This window comes from Paenibacillus sp. P4_E11 (assembly GCF_056401635.1).
This window is the reverse complement of record NZ_JBFUIX010000557.1, coordinates 1-1,030: the sequence shown is the minus strand read 5'-3', so window position 1 is coordinate 1,030 and position 1,030 is coordinate 1. Positions and strand designations below refer to the sequence as shown.

Genomic DNA, 1,030 nt, shown 5'->3' with positions numbered 1-1,030 from the left:
GTTTTGCCTTGCAGAGCTTGCTTCAGGTCATCTCCTTCGATTGAGAATATCGTGGGATCGGACGCATATAGCAATTCCCCCGCTATCGAATACATGCCGAAGTTGGTTGACGTGTCGTGCTGCAGTTCGTTCGCCATTTCTTCTGCGATTTGACCGAAATACAGCTCGTCATTAGCAAAATGATGAATCATGAACGATTGCCGCACATAGGCTTTGCTATTGTTCTTAAGTCCGATCAAGTTATCGGTTATGATTTTGTGATTGCCCGATTCGATGTTCCTAGCCACCATCTGGTTAAGGATTAGGAAGAAGACGAGGAAGATCAAGAAAAACCCAATGAGCAGCTTGGCCCCAATCGTTCGAAACATGCTACACGTCCACCTGCTTCTCGAATTTATAGCCGATGCTGAAGACGGTAGTGATCAAGTCACCCAACCCTAGCTTTTTACGCAAACGTTGAATATGCGTATCCACCGTCCGCGTATCCCCGGCATAATCATACCCCCATACGCGATCCAGAAGCTCGGTCCGGCCGAAGATGATCCCCCTGTTTTGGTACAGCATCATCAGTAGATCATACTCCTTCGGCGTCAAATCGATCCATTCTTCGTTTCTGCGAACCAATCGTTCGGTTATTGAGATCGAAATGTCTCTGATACGAAGAACTTGCTCTTGAGGGTCGCCGCCCGTTCGGTTTGCTTGTGCGATTCGCCGGAGAATCGTTCGGATTCTAGCCACGACCTCTCGTAGATCGAAGGGTTTCGTGATGTAGTCATCGGCTCCGAACTCAAGTCCGAGTATTTTATCGGTTATGTCGGATTTGGCTGTAATCATGACGATGGGGATATTATAGGAGGCAGTCACTTTCTTGCAAATATCTAGTCCGCTCACGTCAGGCAGCATCCAGTCGAGAAATAGCAAATCCGGTTGAAACGCCTCGACCAATCTCCAGCCTTCGGCGCCCGTATGGGCCTTTTTGGTCAAGTACCCTTCCTTGTTCAATCCATATTCGAGGAGATCCGCGATAGCT

At 48.3% G+C, this 1,030-nt stretch carries 1 protein-coding gene and 1 pseudogene; both read right to left on the bottom strand.

Annotated features, from left to right (window positions below):
• A pseudogene (locus AC1DWB_RS36020) lies at positions 1–368 on the bottom strand (two-component sensor histidine kinase); the annotation flags it as partial.
• Between the two features lies 1 nt (position 369).
• Positions 370–1,026, bottom strand: coding sequence for a winged helix-turn-helix domain-containing protein (locus AC1DWB_RS36015; RefSeq protein ID WP_477545846.1), 657 nt, complete (start codon positions 1,024–1,026; stop codon positions 370–372).
• Positions 1,027–1,030 lie beyond the last annotated feature (4 nt).